Annotated in this window: 11 protein-coding genes and 1 pseudogene; 4 read left to right on the forward strand and 8 right to left on the reverse strand. The window is 46.9% G+C overall.

The features are described from left to right. Positions 1–27: 27 nt before the first annotated feature. The 4 genes from BVG16_RS31925 to BVG16_RS31940 form a co-directional block, all read right to left on the reverse strand. The gene (locus BVG16_RS31925) at positions 28–837 is read right to left on the reverse strand and encodes a CPBP family intramembrane glutamic endopeptidase (protein WP_078499088.1); all 810 of its coding nucleotides are present in this window, start codon (positions 835–837) and stop codon (positions 28–30) included. Positions 838–1,032: 195 nt separating this feature from the next. Beyond that, positions 1,033–1,542, reverse strand: coding sequence for a GNAT family N-acetyltransferase (locus BVG16_RS31930; protein WP_078503233.1), 510 nt, complete (start codon positions 1,540–1,542; stop codon positions 1,033–1,035). 369 nt (positions 1,543–1,911) lie between these two features. After that, a complete protein-coding gene (locus BVG16_RS31935; RefSeq protein ID WP_078503234.1) occupies positions 1,912–2,826 on the reverse strand; it encodes a phosphotransferase in 915 nt (304 codons plus the stop codon). Between the two features lie 171 nt (positions 2,827–2,997). Next, positions 2,998–5,151: a serine hydrolase domain-containing protein gene (locus tag BVG16_RS31940; protein WP_144027559.1), complete on the reverse strand. Its 2,154-nt coding sequence runs from the start codon at positions 5,149–5,151 to the stop codon at positions 2,998–3,000. Positions 5,152–5,518: 367 nt separating this feature from the next. Between BVG16_RS31940 and BVG16_RS31945 the strand changes: the two genes are divergently transcribed. From BVG16_RS31945 to BVG16_RS31955, 3 genes and pseudogenes are all read left to right on the forward strand, one after another. Beyond that, positions 5,519–6,106, forward strand: coding sequence for a TetR/AcrR family transcriptional regulator (locus BVG16_RS31945; protein WP_078503235.1), 588 nt, complete (start codon positions 5,519–5,521; stop codon positions 6,104–6,106). A 106-nt stretch (positions 6,107–6,212) separates the two neighbouring features. Next, positions 6,213–7,094, forward strand: coding sequence for a haloalkane dehalogenase (locus BVG16_RS31950; protein WP_078503236.1), 882 nt, complete (start codon positions 6,213–6,215; stop codon positions 7,092–7,094). Between the two features lie 209 nt (positions 7,095–7,303). Continuing rightward, positions 7,304–7,813: pseudogene (locus tag BVG16_RS31955) on the forward strand (SDR family NAD(P)-dependent oxidoreductase); the annotation flags it as partial. A 316-nt stretch (positions 7,814–8,129) separates the two neighbouring features. Here the strand turns inward: BVG16_RS31955 and BVG16_RS31960 are convergent. The 3 genes from BVG16_RS31960 to BVG16_RS31970 all read right to left on the reverse strand — a co-directional run bounded on the left by BVG16_RS31960 (position 8,130) and on the right by BVG16_RS31970 (position 10,588). Further along, positions 8,130–9,017: an alpha/beta fold hydrolase gene (locus BVG16_RS31960; RefSeq protein ID WP_078503241.1), complete on the reverse strand. Its 888-nt coding sequence runs from the start codon at positions 9,015–9,017 to the stop codon at positions 8,130–8,132. Between the two features lie 303 nt (positions 9,018–9,320). Next, positions 9,321–10,211: a DUF2268 domain-containing protein gene (locus tag BVG16_RS31965; protein WP_078503237.1), complete on the reverse strand. Its 891-nt coding sequence runs from the start codon at positions 10,209–10,211 to the stop codon at positions 9,321–9,323. 5 nt (positions 10,212–10,216) lie between these two features. Next, a complete protein-coding gene (locus BVG16_RS31970) occupies positions 10,217–10,588 on the reverse strand; it encodes a MerR family transcriptional regulator (RefSeq protein ID WP_078503238.1) in 372 nt (123 codons plus the stop codon). 432 nt (positions 10,589–11,020) lie between these two features. Between BVG16_RS31970 and BVG16_RS31975 the strand changes: the two genes are divergently transcribed. Beyond that, the gene (locus tag BVG16_RS31975; RefSeq protein WP_078503239.1) at positions 11,021–12,373 is read left to right on the forward strand and encodes a catalase; all 1,353 of its coding nucleotides are present in this window, start codon (positions 11,021–11,023) and stop codon (positions 12,371–12,373) included. A 541-nt stretch (positions 12,374–12,914) separates the two neighbouring features. Here the strand turns inward: BVG16_RS31975 and poxB are convergent. After that, the gene (poxB, locus tag BVG16_RS31980) at positions 12,915–14,636 is read right to left on the reverse strand and encodes a ubiquinone-dependent pyruvate dehydrogenase (RefSeq protein WP_078503202.1); all 1,722 of its coding nucleotides are present in this window, start codon (positions 14,634–14,636) and stop codon (positions 12,915–12,917) included. Positions 14,637–14,696: the final 60 nt, after the last annotated feature.

Genomic DNA, 14,696 nt, shown 5'->3' on the forward strand with positions numbered 1-14,696 from the left:
STRCSSATNDATACTNTRYCHNAGCDGTTAGCGCAATTCAGGGAAGGTATTATTACTTTTCCTCGTTCCCCTGCCCGTGCGAACCGAGTGAACGATCAGCGCACACACCGCAGCGATCAAGGTTGCAACCGCCATCGTCGCCATCGCGTAAGCGTCTCCTCCCTCTTCCTTGAACCATAGCAGCATCGCTAGGTTAATCAGTGCGTGGAACGTCGTGGCCGTCGGCAACTTAAGTCTTTTGCCGCGCAGCAGCTCTCCGAGGATGACCGAGAGACAGACGGCAAACAAGATGAACGAACTTGCGTACAGCCAGCCCTCGGCGAACACCCCCACATGCCACACGCCCCACAGCAGTCCGACGACGACAGAGGATAGTAGGACGCCCATGCGGGTCTGTAGGGCGGGCTGCAGAAAACAGCGCCAACCGATCTCTTCTCCAGCCGCTCCGATGAACTGCGCAATGACGATGATCCATATCGGGTGCGCCAGATCGAACGGATTCGTAAAGTCGATCATATGGCCGGACAATCCGTACCAGGCCAGCGCGACCACGAAAATCGCCACCACGATCAGCACTGCTTCCCCCAATTGAGCAATGCCCGCCTTCGATGATTGGAGTCCCGCCTGGCGAACAAGCCCTCGAGAGCCAGGGAGTAACCACAGAACGACAAGTACCGCCAGCATCGGCCCGAACTGCGTCAGCTGGATGATCACCACAGGGATGCCGGTAGCCGGCTGCACGATTCCAAGCAGTAGCGCGAAGACGGAAGCTAGAACATAATAAGCGAGCACGATCCCGCTCAGTCGATTGAATCTCGGACTATCGATTAACGTCATATCAAGCCACCTCGATCAGATGATTTTTCCATACCATCATATTAAGCGAAGGATCATCTCGCTAAAACAGGCTAAAGTCTCGTTATCGCCTGGACTGGAGACGGATGACGTAACCACGACTTCAACTAATCTGCCCGTTAGTTAAAGAAAAAGAGAAGCAGCTGCCGCAGCATTCTGCCCCTCTATCGTGTCCCGTTAGCTTAATGATGAATGTGTCTTAAAGTATTGATATACCATCTTAATTCCATCCTCAATTTCTTCTTTATCATAAGGATTTACCCCATATGATTCATATACGTTCCTCCAAAATTTCACTGCTGGAATATTGGTTTGTGCCTGACCAATTGCATATCTACCAGGATACATTTCAAAGAACTTGTTACAAGCAGATTTCCCAATCCCTTTCCTTCTCTGATTCTTGATAACAAAGAAGGAATTCAACACATAATCTGCATATTCTTGATTTGAAAATGGACCACTTTGTAATAGAATAAAGCCTACCGGTTCACCTTTTACGTTAATAAAAAATGGTGTGAGCCCCTCTTTCTCAAAAAACCAGTCAAGTACATCGAATTCGAAAAGACCATTATTCGAATTCAAACTTATGTTATCAATGAATTCGGATAAGTCGTGTAAATGCAACGTCATTAGATTTTTTAATATTTCTTTCCTGTCGGAATTCACCTTATCTATGAGTAACTCCATTATTCTTCCCCCCTCTTTCAAATCAAACTTCTATTGCTCTAATTATCATGCAATAATATCCCACTAAATGGAAGATTTTTAATTTATTTTAAACCGTTCTTTACTGTTCCAATATTTCTGCGAAGCATCTGTCTGCCACCACGCTATACTGCCCAATAGCTTAATAAAACAAGGAGCAGCTGCCACGGCAATCTACTCCTTGTTTTGTTTAACTAACGTGTCCCGTTAGCGCAACGACTTACTCTGTTGAATTTCGTGTTCCTCAACATAAAGCGGCATCAGAGAAGGCGGATCGTACCTTATCGCGGCCTTTAAACGACAAAATGGTGCCGATAGCCATAGCCCCATAGCCGCAACGAAATAATGAGCCTAATCCGACAGTGCCCGCATGATGTTGGATTTCGCCTCTGCCGCAATCGCTTCATTCCCGTCATCGACCGCTTGCATTAAGATCAGTATGGGGATGTATACCGCGATCAGCCGCGCCAGCAGCTTCGTTTCCTCGTCCGCTCCTCCGTACGTTTCGAAAAACACGCCGCGAGCGTAAGGTGGTAAAAAGCTATAAGCAACGCTCAAATCGCAAGCCGGATGGCCTACGCTCAGATCGCCCCAATCAATGATGCCGGAAACGATCCCGTTCTCATTCACAAGCATATTTTTGAAATGAAGATCGCCATGTAGCAGTGCATTCACCGCCTCGACACGGTCCTTTTGCAGCCTGCTAATATACGCTTCGATCACACCGGACTCCTCCGGCGACAAGTGTTCAACCACCTTCGATAGAAAGCCCTCCAATTTCACTTTGCGCGATGCTATGTCCGTCAAGTTTCGATGATCTTGCTGAACTCCGCACTTCAGCGCCGCCTGCACCGGAAACTCATGCAATCTCCGCAAAAATTTCGCCAGCGTCTCTGCCGATAAAGCCCGGCGTTCTTCCGTCAAACCGATTGGGAAATCTCCTGGCACGTAGGCATAGCCAAGAAATGGTGCCGGGTATTCGTCACTTGCTTCGCCATAAAACAACGGTTTCGGATAGGGGATGGTCATATATGCCTCCAGCTTCGGCAGCAGCTTCCCTTCCATACGAATCGAGCCAACTGCAATCGTTCTTCTTGGAAACCGGAACACGTACTCGTCACCGATGAGAAAAACCGTATTGTCCCAGCCCCAGCCCAATCGCTTCACTTGCTTCGATGACAGCTGAGGGAATTGTCTGCCGATCAGCGTCCGCGCCTGCTCTTCGTTAACCTCCCACTCCGCATCCCATACATTCGTTCCTCCCATGAATTGTCTGCCTCCTCGTTCCTTACGTTATTTAGATGTTTACATTCCCTGGAAGTTACGCATAACTGCCAGTTAGCGCAACGCGGCTGCCGATCCATGCCGACAGCCGCGTATTAATTAAGCTATAGTGTCCCGTTAGCTAAATGTTCACATGAATTACCTATTGCTACATTATTGCTCGGAAATCTCGAACTTCGTGCCGGCATCTCCAGCGAAAACAATGGATCCGCCCCAAGGCAGGACGACCTGATCCTTGCCTCCTATGACACTGAAGTAGATGCATGTACCCTTCGCATCATAAACAGCGAAGGAGGCGTTCGTGGACATGTTCACCTTAACGGTCTTGCCCCCGTCTTTGTCGCTTATCGTATACCACTGGGCGTATCCGCTCGACGGAATCGTAACGATTGACTTCTTAGCGAAGCTGATGGGCTTCACGGCGTCCTCGTTCACTAAGATTCTTCCGCCTAGTTCCAAGTACTCAACACCGTCCTGCGTAAAGAACGTTAAACCTGAGAGATCCCGACCGTTCATTCCCGGAATTTGCAATTCTGAGACGGCCGTATTCGGGCCTGTTATTCGCTTGTCTAACACGTACCCTGGCAATTGTTTCGACACATTTAATTGGATGGGTGGCAACACCAGATAAATGAGTGACGTATACTTCTCATTCAGCAGATAATACTTCTTGCCATCGCGTTGCTTCCATGCTTTTTTTGTCTTTGTCGGAAGATCTTGAGGCAGGAGCTTCTCGGCGTTGTACTCTGACTGAGCCGTCTGCCCAAGACCTGGCACCGAAACGTATTGACGAATCCATAAGTAGGTGCGGCCATTCTCCTTCGTCACGAAGTTGATCATCGTATTCCCGTCCGTACTCCGGAACGTGCCATCCGCCGAATACTCGTAGATCTGGAACGGATTAACGGGCGACTGCTCCGAAGTGATGAACATGACGCCGCCTTCGTTAATATCGATGTTAGACGTTCCAATATACGAACCATAGATTCCCGAATACTTCAGCATTGACTCCGGCATATCATTCTTTACCGGAGCGCCGTACGACTTCTCATGCTTAAATTCAGCAATTGTCCCTTTCTCCTTCAGTGCCTGAAGCAGAATTTCGTTAGCCAGGAGCTGGTCGTACATGCTTGACCCACCAGAAGTGACGACAGCTGCCGCCATGTCCTGCTCGGGAAGCACAACAAGCGACGCGTGATAGAAAAGCGTGTCCCCGCCTTTGGTCAGCGCCTTCATCCCATACTCGCTGAAGGGATACAGATTGACACTGTCCCAGCCTAGACCATATTCGAACGAGCTGTCCGCATCGTCAGGCCACAAAGGTGTTTTGTACTCGTCTTGCGCCATAGCCGCAACCGATTTGCCGGACAACACTTCTTTCGCTTCCCCTGTGAAAATTCCCGAGAATGCAGCCAAATCTTCCGCAGTGGAATAAATACCTCCAGCTCCGATCAAGTTAACCGTCTGGTTGGGAAGTTGTCCTATGTAGGTAGGATAATAGAGCCCCGCCATCTTCGCTGAATCCGGAGAATCAAGCGGCGTCTTCGTATTAGCCATACCAAGAGGTTCCGTCATATACCGATGGATATAGGAGGTAAAGTCCATACCGCTGACACGCTCGACCAGAATTTCGGCCAGTGTAAATCCGTCATTGCAGTACACCGAATAAGCACCCGGGTCCGCCTTCAAGGTCTGTCCTGCTAGTTGCTCTAGCAGTGTGTCGTGGGCATAAGTATCGTTATCTTCGAATAAATCGGCGTCAGTCGCCGACGATCCGTTCAGGCCGGAAGAATGATTCAGTAGCATGCGTGGCGTAATCTGCTTGTATCGTTCATCTTTCATCGTAAACTCGGGGATATACTGGACGATCGGTGTATCGAGATCGATTTTCTCTTGGTCGACCAGCTGCATGACGGCAACCGTGGTAAACATTTTACTCGTCGAGCCGATCCCATACATCGTGTCTTTCGTAAGTGGCTTCTGTCCCTTCACATCATTCTTGCCAGATTGACCGGACACGACGATATTTCCATGATCGATAATGGCGTACTGCACGCTATTCGTGCCGTAAGTGTTCGTGAGGAGATCTGCTTTCACTTTTGCAACTTTCTGGGTTATTTCGTAGTTGATCATGGCCTTGTTCGAGGGCGAGTCTATTGCTGCTGTTGGCACGGTTAACTGAGCAGCGCTTGGCATGATCACCTCAGATGTATTCGGCGCCACTGTCGGTGCTTTGTTGTCGTCACAGGAAGTTAGCAGCAGACACGAAGATAGCACAGCTCCTATTATCCATCTACTTTTTATCATTTGTCCTCTCCTTCTTTCTGGTAACTCATTCATCTCTTGATTCAATCCCACCACTACACTCGTTATAGTAGACTTCTATCTTCAAACATCTTCCTAATTCACCTTTTTTAGGGTTATACGTCATTAATGAGTATAGGTTTCCTTTTTATAGAATTACACTATCCTGCCCGTTACTTCAATAAGAAAAGAGGAGCCACATCGCTGCAAGCTCCTCAACTCTTGTGTCCCGTTAGCGCAACAATCGAAGTAAACTGCTTTTATTGCGAAACGGCGGTTCCAATCCCCTCTCTATTGACATTTAGTTACACTTATTCTAAAATGAAAGCACAAATGTAAGCAAGCACTTGCATTAAAAAGGGGGAGATTCATGAGCGCTAATCCAACTACAGGCGAAAAAATATTACTGGCAACCATCAACCTCATGGCCGAAAAAGGATATGACAGTACAACTACCAAAGAAATCGCATTAGCTGCCGGAGTGAACGAAGTCACCATATTTCGGCATTTTGGAACGAAAGAAAAACTGCTTGAGGCCGCTTTCAACCGGTTTCACTATGGCAATGAGATGACAAAGCTATTTAACGAGGGTCTTAAAGGAAATCTGCATGAGGATCTTCTTACACTCAGCCGAACGTACCATAACATCATGAATAGGAACAGAAAACTAATTTCAATCTCACTAAAAGGAAGTAGTACTCTTCCTGATTCCGTTCTTCAAGAGGCTTCCAACAACCCTAAGCATTTGAAAAATCTGCTCGCAGAATATCTAACTACCATGTCATCACAAGGCAAAGTTGTCACTTCAAATCCTGAAATCCAAGCATTATCTTTCATGTGGATGAATTTTGGAGCTTTTATCAGTAGACTAAATGCGAAAGAAGCGGTTTCGGAAGAGACGCTGAACGAATTTATTGAAGAAAGCGTACGTTTATTCACTAAGGCGCTAAGTCCCTAATAATATTTATGTTTCTTTTTGAACAGCTCCGATTGGGGCTGTTCTTTAACAAAAATGTGAAAGTATGTACTTGCATTCATAGTGAAAATGAAAGGTGAGATGCTGAATGATTAGTGCGTCTTTTCCCTACGAAAAGAAGCGTCAACGGGTGTTTGATCTAGAGATGGCCTACGTGGAGGTAGGAAGTGGTGATCCGATTGTTTTCCTGCATGGCAACCCTACTTCCTCTTATCTCTGGCGGAACATTCTTCCTTATACTCAAAATCTCGGTCGCTGCATTATTCCTGATCTCATTGGTATGGGGGACTCCGAGAAACTTCCCAATAGTGGACCCGACTCTTACACCTTTGTCGAGAATCGTCGTTATCTCGATGCCCTTTTGGATCGACTTAGCGTTCGCCAACGAGTTACCTTTGTTGTGCACGATTGGGGGTCGGCCCTAGGATTTGATTGGGCGTATCGCCATCCGGAGGCCGTGAAAGGAATCGCCTACATGGAGGGAATCATAAAACCTCGTAGCTGGAGCGAGATCCCTGAATCGGGACGAAAAATCTTCCAGGCATTGCGATCCCAGGAAGGTGAACAGATGGTATTAGAACAAAACTCTTTCATTGAGACTAACCTTCCAATCGGTATTCTGCGTAAGTTGACGGAGGAAGAGATGACAGAATATCGTCGGCCATTCTCGCAGCCCGGTGAAGGACGCCGTCCTACACTAACCTGGCCGCGACAACTTCCATTTGATGGCGATCCGGCTGATGTGACTGACATTGTCACCACTTATGGCGAGTGGTTCGCACAGAGCTCGATTCCAAAACTATTCGTCAACTGTGATCCAGGCACGATGCCGTCAACTCATGTTGATTTCTGCCGTACCTGGCCAGTTCAAACCGAGATCACCGTTCGTGGACGTCATTATCCCCAGGAAGACTCACCTGATGAGATTGGCGTAGCCCTTGCTGCCTGGTTGATGGAACTGACATTATAACGGCTGCCTTCATGTCTTGGAGCTTCAAATCTGGGAGCAATGCCTCGGCGTCTGCTCCCGGTTTATTACGCTCTACTGCCCGTTAGCTTAACGAACTTACAGAAGAACGAAACCCATTAACTACTACCAATGCGACCTTCTTGGCAATTTCCTCTTTATCCAAAGCTGTATTCCCCGTGGCCTATTGAAAGGCACCTTATGTCGCAGATGTTACGGATTTGCCAGCTCTCAAGCAAGCTTTACAAGCTGCTAAACAAGACTTTGGCCGTATTGATGTGCTCGAATATAGTCCTTATTCAGGACCGGGTATTTTCAGACATGTGTTAGAAACAACACCTGAAAACGTCTTAGAACAAGTAAATGGTCATATACTGCCTGCGATTTTTGCTGTCAATGAAGTATTACCCGACATGATAAAGAATCGTTCGGGAGCGATTCTTTTTACAACAGGCTTATCTGCAATGTTTCCATTGCCGTCTATTGGGAATGTCGGAATCGTCATGTCCGGTCTTCGCAATTATGCAACAAACCTTTACAATGAATTAAAAGAAAAAGGCATTTATGTCGGACATCTATCAATCGGAACATTCATACAGGCAGGTACTGCTGGAGATCCAGATCATATTGCAGAAGCTTGGTATGACTTATACGAAAAGAAGAATTGCTTTGAAGAAACTTTCCCGCAAGGAATTGATCCCACTAAACTGTCAAACAAATGACGAATGATGAAGATGAGCTGTCAAAGCAAGGATCCTTGCATTCCAATCATATCGTCGATGGTATCTGATCTTCAATGTGACATATAAATATCGCGTTTATCACAAGTGATTTGTTGCGCTAATCTGCCCGTTAGGATTTGCTCAAGTAGTAATTCATAGGAAGAATAAAAACCCGAGGATTCTGGATATTACCCAGCAGTTCCTCGGTTTTTATATAATGAATATGATCGACAAGGAGTATCCATAGCCGTCCTCATTTAAATAAAACAATATGTTCTCGTCACCGACAGTTGCCGATTATATACGCTTGAGCAGATTAATCTCGACTTGCTTCGTAAATCTTCAGCGCCAAATAAGCTGGCCTTGTGCGCGTATCCGTAAAGTGGTCCCCATCGCCAACGATCAGACGGAACAGACCGAGTCGTGTTGACATGTGGGGATTCCAACCGTAGCCCTCTCCTTGAGGCAATACATTATCTTGATAGAAATATACATAGCTTTTTGGGGTTGGCAGCGCGTAGAACGCTTTAAGATCCAGTTTCTCGAAAAGTGGTTTAGCTGGTTCAGGAGAGACACTTTTATAGAACAGTTTGGCATCCTCCGTGGAGGCTGTATTTACGAACAAAGCCCTAAACAGCTCAAACGGAAGCATAATCGTATCGTCCTTCGACATGGTTCTGAGCTGTTCAAAACCTTGTCTCGTTTGGGGCGGCAACTCGTCAGCAACCGATTCTCCATCTTTCAATACGAATGCATCCCAGAAGACCAGACGCTTGATACGATCGGGTACCTGTTCCGCAACTTTTTGGATGACTGTGCCACCGAAGCTGTGCCCAACGAGAATAATGTCGTGCAAGTTCAACTGTTTTATATAATCAACGACTGATTTCGTAATCATTGCATGCGTGACTTTTTTATTTGGATCTGATCCGTGACCTGCATATTCTGGCGTATATACTGTGTGCCCTTGACTGCGCAATTCAGCAGCTACGCCGTCCCAGAAGTGTGCATCCGCCCAGGAGCCATGCACAAGTACGAAGGTAAGTAGCTGAGGCGGAGAATACCGGTAGCTTCCCTTCGATTCTATGGGATAATGCCACCAAGGCCATCCAGTGTCAGAATAGGGGTTGTAATACTGCCCCTGGGACACGAACCGGTAATAAGGATTTGGAATTGGATAATTCCCCGATTGATAAGGAAACACGAACAACATCCTCTCCTAGACGACATATTTGAGTTTATGACTCTAGCGTCTAAAAGATTCACGCTCCCGAGGAAAGTTTTAGCTCCTAGGCTTTAGAATACTCATTCTCAACGGATAAAGGAAAAAAAGTAAACCTCAGCAGCTACTCCCCCACCACCCTTTCGTTAACTTTTATGCATGATGTATTCGCAAAGTGATTGATCTATCCTGCCCGTTACTTCAATAAGAAAAGAGGAGCCGGATCGCTGCAAGCTCCTCCGCTATCGTTCTCCGTTAGTTTAATCCCTTGGCCTGAACAAATATTCAAAACACTTTGCTATCTTTAATGATCTCTGCTGACGACAAGCGCGTAGCTTCATAAATCGTAGCGCCTGTTTTTTTCAAAAACTCTTGAACTGTGTGGTAGCCAACTGCGTACCCAGCAGCATAAGAAAGTCCTACTGGATGATATCCCTGTTCTTTTGCGATATCGTCACCAAACATATAGCTGCTAACTTCTGCAAACCCTTTAATATCTAACGCTTGGCGAATAACCTCGATAGAGTACATTAAATCTTCTTCATCGAAGTTAACCCATGGACCCGACATCTCCTTACCATAGAGGGCGCTTGCAAAGGATTCGGCCAGTCCTTCTATGATAATGTAATCGCCTACTGTCACGTTGCCATGATCCCAATCAAAATATGAAAACCGAACATTATGATGGAATTCATGTGCAATAATAGACGGAATTTTAGGTATGTTATAATCATTTGGGTAAATAATAAGCTGAATATAACCTGGTATCCCCCCAAAACCCGTGTACCCTTTTGTATAAGCAAGTTTTTGAGGGTCTGCTAGGTATGCACCAAAGTGTAGTGTATCCGCCTTTACCTCTAACCCCGCCTTTGCCATTACGTCAATACAATGTAGGGTCGATTTCTCCGCGATATGGTTAATATCAATTTGCTTTAATTTCTCTAAACCTGCTTGTCCTATACTCGTCTCTTTTCCATCCAGAAAACCCAACATTTTCGAGGCCATAATTACATCATATCCACCTGGTTGTGTGGCCACCATAGGGACATTGATGATATTCCACATACGCTCAAAAGGCCTCATCATCGTATAACGAAAAAAGTTTTCTCTTTTTGATTCAACCATTGTAAACAGCTTTTCATAATGCTGCAGCGTATCTTCGATGTGTAGATTCATTACTCTCACCTCTTATTTACATATAAATTAATAAATTCGTTCACTATTCTTAACGCAGTTAATAACCCTTCTTCCGATTTTTCCTCTTGCAATTTTTCAAGACAAATCATAACCTCATTTAAATGATGTCCTAGTTGCTCAAGGCTAATGAGAATTTCGTTGAAATCCAGTTCCGCTAGATTGGTTTTCTTTATCGTCGTTACTTTGGTATTCAACATCTTTAGGGTCATTATTTTAAGCAGGGCATTTAAATCTTTTTCAAATAGTATTCGAATACCATTATGCCGGTGTAGAGAAAGAACCTTTAATATATCGTAATATTGAATAGTTCTTTCTGTAATACCGGTATAATTTGATACCGTCCCTACCGTCTGCATTTTAATGTCACCTCCTGACTCAACAGGATAAAGCATCACGCAGCGCTAGAGTCAAGGCGAATACAGTTAATAACGTTAGCATGAACATTACAATGTTTTAAGTACGGATGCATCTTCGGTATACGGTTAAACTAACCTGCCCGTTAGCGTAACGCAGCTACCGATCGATGCCGGTAGCCGCGTCTTAGTTGTTTATTAAGCTATAGTTTCCCGTTACTTAAATAACTATTTTTTCAATAGCAATGTTTTATTTCCGCCCTTTCGTCAAAAAAGAGGATGGGGAATTTCATATCCTCTTTTTTTCCGCCGAGTGTGTCCCGCCACGCCAACTACGGTAAGCTCGTCGGAAGCCGCAATGTCATATTCGCATGTAGTTCATCATACTTTTTGATATATCTAAACAATTCGCATGCCGGTATGGGAGGTTGAGAGATGAACGAAAACAATGGAACTCGCCCTAACAAATGGTCACGAGATACTCAGGCTGCTTTTCATTCGCAGACGGTGGGCGAACGAGGCCCTGTATTGGAACAGGACAACGTGCTGCATGAAAAGCTGGAGGCGTTCATCCATTCGAAATCGTTGGAAAGGCCCGTGCATGCCAAAGGTTATGGAGCATTCGGCTACTTTCAGACCGTACATGCCATGACGGCTTACACACAGCTTTGTTTCTTGCAAAATCCGGGTCATCAGGTCCCCGTCACGGTAAGATTCTCCTTAGCCGTCGGCAATAAAGGCACGCCGGATACTTCCCGTAACGTGTGGGGACTCGCCACCAAGTTCTATACGGATCATGGTGTGTTCGATCTTGTCTGTAATCATATCCCCGTGTTCTCTATCCGAGACGCCGTCCGCTTTCCTGAGTTTATCAACGCCTTCCTGCCGTCACCCGTCAACAACCTCATCGATCCGGAACGATTTTGGAGCTTCGTCGCCCGAGCACCGGAATCCACAAGCTTTCTTGTCCAGCTCTTCTCCGACGCGGGTACTGTCAAGAGTCTTCGCCACATCCCGGGCCACAGCGTCAATACTTACGTCTGGAAAAACGCGCAAGGTGTCCGCACTTACGTGAAATATCATTGGATGCCTCTTGCGGGTGTGCAGTATATTGACCGCCAAGAAGCAGCCCGGCTCGCATGCGAGAATCCGGATTATGCCGGCAAGGACTTATACGATACACTGAAGGCGGGCAAAACGGTTGAATATGGGCTTTACGTGCAGCTGATGAACCCCCAAGACGAGTCCTTTCTCCCTTATGATCCTTTGGATAATACCAAGGTATGGGATGAGCGGCAATATCCCTTGCTACCGGTCGGGAGAATGCTACTAAACCGCAATCCGGATAATTACATGGAGCAAGTAGAAAAGCTGGCTTTCTCCCCTTCCAACCTGCTGGATGGTGCAGAGTTGTCGGACGATAAGATCCTGCAGGGGCGCGCAAACATTTATTGGGATTCGCAGCGACGGCGGCTTGGTCCGGATTTCCGCAAGATTCCGATTAATCATCAGCAGAACTGGACGCCTGATTCCCTTGTGACCAGCGGCAACGGGAGATTCGTGGAAGGTCACCTTGTACGGTCCGAGTTGCCCAAGCAAGACGACTTCGCGCAAGCCGGTCAGTATTATCGTGTTCTTGCCCCATTGCAACAAGAACACTTGGTAGATAACCTGGCTGTCGATCTTGCTGGCATATCCCCCGAAACGCAAAACATCGTGCTCGGCTACCTATACCAGGCATCCTCCGAGCTTGGGGAACGTGTCGCCCGAAAGATCCAAACTTTATAAGAAATCGCATGGAGCAAAAACTTGCCGTTACTTGTGGTAGGGTTCTCTCCGCGCTTAATCTATAACTAATCTGCCCGTTAGCTTAACCCCACTACTTAGTATGCATCATTTTTTCAAGGTATAACTTCCCTGCCCCCTGAATTTATTACCATGAGTTCAGTTTTGACTCAAGCGAAAAAGCGACGAAATTAACTCTAATTGAAAACCGTCTTCATTTACGTAAAACAATATATGTTCTTGTCCTCAATCGGCAAACGATATATGTTCTTGTCACCCGACAATAGTTAGTAGTGTGGTTTTAAATAGTTGCAAAGGCGATCTTCATTTTGATAGTAATCAACAATGATGATTACTTAGCCATATTTGTAAACGTAAAATAGCCCCTACCTGGCAATCAGATGGGGCTATTTTACGCTTACGACCAAGGCAGTGTGTGCAGTCAGTTGTAGGAATCTTTAGAAAAGCTGATATTCCCTCCCTCTCCCTCGGGAATGGGACAATATTTCTGACTTCTGACACCACTTCAAAGTACTCCTATTTATTACCGAAGGAGATTGGTTTTCGCCAGTTCGATGATTTCGTTGCCTTGCCCGTTCAAAACGGCTTTCAGCATCCACATCGTAAATCCGCGTGCCTGCTCGAAGTTGATCTTCGGCGGCATAGCCAGCTCCTGACGATTGACGACGACGTCCAGCACTACCGGACCGCTGTGTTCGAGCGCTCGGCGAACGGCGCTTTCCAAGTCATTCGGATCCTCGACCCGGATTCCTTCGATTCCCATGGCTTGAGCCAGTACCGCAAAGTTTGGATTGTCGAGTTCCGTTCCGAATTCTAAAAATCCGGCTGCTTTCATTTCCAATTCCACGAATCCAAGCGCACCATTATTAAAGACAACGATCTTGATCGGGAGCTTATGCTGACGAAGGGTCAATAGATCTCCGAGCAGCATGGTGAGTCCCCCGTCCCCCGACAGCGATATGACCTGGCGTCCTGGCTGTGCAACCTGCGCCCCAATCGCCTGAGGCATGGCGTTCGCCATTGTCCCGTGGTTAAACGAGCCAATAAGCCTTCTTTCTCCATTCATGCTCAAGTATCGGGCAGCCCACACAGTCGGCGTCCCAACATCGCAAGTCAAAACGGCATCCTCATCTGCGAGATCGCTGATTACCTTCATGAGGAATTGCGGATGAATAGGTGCTCGGCCGGGATCTGCAAGATTGTCCAGTTCCTCGCGGACTTTGGCATAATGTGCGGCAAAGTGCTGCAGATGATCAGGGGAGTGCGGTTCCTTTAACAGGGGTAACAGCATTTCGACCGTCGTCTTCACGTCTCCGCACACCCCGTATGCGAGCGTCGTTCGCCGGCCTAGTCGGGAGGAATCCAAATCAACCTGAAGGATTGTCGCTTCTTGCGGATAAAATTGCCGGTATGGAAAATCTGTACCCAGCATGAGTAAGACATCGCATTCCATCATGGCGTGGTAGCCGGAAGAATATCCAATGAGGCCGGTTAATCCGACGGAATACGGGTTGTCGTATTCCAGATATTCTTTTCCTCGCAGCGCTATGACCATCGGGGATTGCAGCTTCTCGCACAGCTTCATGAGCGAAGCATGAGCTCCCGCGCAGCCGGCACCGCACAGCAAGGTGATCCTCTTGCCTTTGTTTAAGTAGTCGGCAAGCGTCTTCAATTCATCTGTAGAAGGGCAGACATTCGGCCGGGTGGAATGGATGACGCGTTCCGGAACGGGGCTTTCGTCGTATTCGAAAGCGGCTACATCACCCGGAAGAACTAAGACAGACACTCCCGACCTTGCCGTCGCGGTTTGCATCGCCATCGTAACCGCTCGAGGCATTTGCTTCGGTCCGGTTACGACTTCACAAAAGAAGCTGCATTCCTGAAACAACATGTCCGGACGGGTCTCTTGAAAAAAGCCGCTGCCGATTTCACTGCTCGGAATATGAGCGGCAATCGCAAGTACTGGCACTCGGTTTCGATGGCAATCGTACAATCCGTTAATGAGATGCAAATTACCTGGTCCACTGCTACCTGCACATACGGCGATTCCTCCGCTGAGGGTGGCATCCGCGCCCGCCGCGAACGCTGCAACCTCTTCGTGGCGGACATGGATCCATTCTATTTTTCCGGAACGACGGATCGCATCGAGCAAGGCATTGAGCGAATCGCCGATAATGCCGTAAATTCGCTTCACGCCGGCGTTCAGAAGGGATTCCACAATGGAATCCGCTATCGTTCTTATCAAGGGAATCTCTCCTTTTTGTTTTTATTATATTGCCATAATACGAGCAGCCTATTCTTTTCA

This window comes from Paenibacillus selenitireducens (assembly GCF_002021565.1).
Taxonomy (GTDB): Bacteria; Bacillota; Bacilli; order Paenibacillales; family Paenibacillaceae; genus Paenibacillus_K; species Paenibacillus_K selenitireducens.

What these genes read in the sequence shown, in the direction of transcription:
- BVG16_RS31925 (WP_078499088.1), bottom strand. Translation starts at nt 837, where the DNA reads ATGACGTTAATCGATAGTCCGAGATTCAATCGACTGAGCGGGATCGTG.
- BVG16_RS31930 (WP_078503233.1), bottom strand. Translation starts at nt 1,542, where the DNA reads ATGGAGTTACTCATAGATAAGGTGAATTCCGACAGGAAAGAAATATTA.
- BVG16_RS31935 (WP_078503234.1), bottom strand. Translation starts at nt 2,826, where the DNA reads ATGGGAGGAACGAATGTATGGGATGCGGAGTGGGAGGTTAACGAAGAG.
- BVG16_RS31940 (WP_144027559.1), bottom strand. Translation starts at nt 5,151, where the DNA reads ATGATAAAAAGTAGATGGATAATAGGAGCTGTGCTATCTTCGTGTCTG.
- BVG16_RS31945 (WP_078503235.1), top strand. Translation starts at nt 5,519, where the DNA reads ATGAGCGCTAATCCAACTACAGGCGAAAAAATATTACTGGCAACCATC.
- BVG16_RS31950 (WP_078503236.1), top strand. Translation starts at nt 6,213, where the DNA reads ATGATTAGTGCGTCTTTTCCCTACGAAAAGAAGCGTCAACGGGTGTTT.
- BVG16_RS31965 (WP_078503237.1), bottom strand. Translation starts at nt 10,211, where the DNA reads ATGAATCTACACATCGAAGATACGCTGCAGCATTATGAAAAGCTGTTT.
- BVG16_RS31970 (WP_078503238.1), bottom strand. Translation starts at nt 10,588, where the DNA reads ATGCAGACGGTAGGGACGGTATCAAATTATACCGGTATTACAGAAAGA.
- BVG16_RS31975 (WP_078503239.1), top strand. Translation starts at nt 11,021, where the DNA reads ATGAACGAAAACAATGGAACTCGCCCTAACAAATGGTCACGAGATACT.